We start from the raw sequence: 603 nt of genomic DNA, 5'->3' as shown, positions 1-603 counted from the left end.
GATTCCGGCCAGATCCTGCTGGATGAATACCAGAAGCTGCTCAACGACCGCACCCGCATTGTCGCGGTGACCCAGGTGTCGAACGCGCTCGGCACCGTCACGCCGGTCGCGCGCATCATCGAGCTGGCGCACCGGGCCGGCGCCCGCGTACTGGTGGACGGCGCGCAGTCGGTGTCGCACCTGCGGGTGGACGTGCAGGCGCTGGGCGCGGACTTCTTCGTGTTTTCCGGCCACAAGATCTTCGGGCCCACCGGCATCGGCGTGGTCTGGGGCCGGCGCGAGGTGCTGGAGGACATGCCGCCCTGGCAGGGCGGCGGCAACATGATCGCCGACGTGACCTTCGAAAAGACGGTGTTCCAGCCCATTCCGAACAAGTTCGAGGCCGGCACCGGCAATATCGCCGATGCGGTCGGGCTGGGCGCGGCGCTGGACTACGTGACGCGCCTGGGCATCGAGAACATCGGCCGCTACGAGCATGACCTGCTGGTCCATGGCATGCGCGGGCTGGGCGCCATCCCCGGCGTGCGGCTGATCGGCACGGCGGCGGACAAGGCCAGCGTCATGTCCTTCGTGCTGGACGGCTACAGCACCGAGGAGGTCGGC

1 protein-coding gene is annotated in these 603 nt (G+C 68.7%); it reads left to right on the top strand.

Going from position 1 to position 603, the window contains the following annotated elements; translation table 11 throughout:
- On the top strand, positions 1-603 hold a 603-nt coding region (locus H065_RS26715), incomplete at both ends, for an aminotransferase class V-fold PLP-dependent enzyme (RefSeq protein ID WP_036630826.1).

The organism is Paenibacillus shenyangensis, from assembly GCF_000346635.1.
GTDB classification, from domain to species: Bacteria; Bacillota; Bacilli; order Paenibacillales; family Paenibacillaceae; genus Saccharibacillus; species Saccharibacillus dauci.
This window is presented reverse-complemented; position numbering and strand designations above follow the sequence as displayed.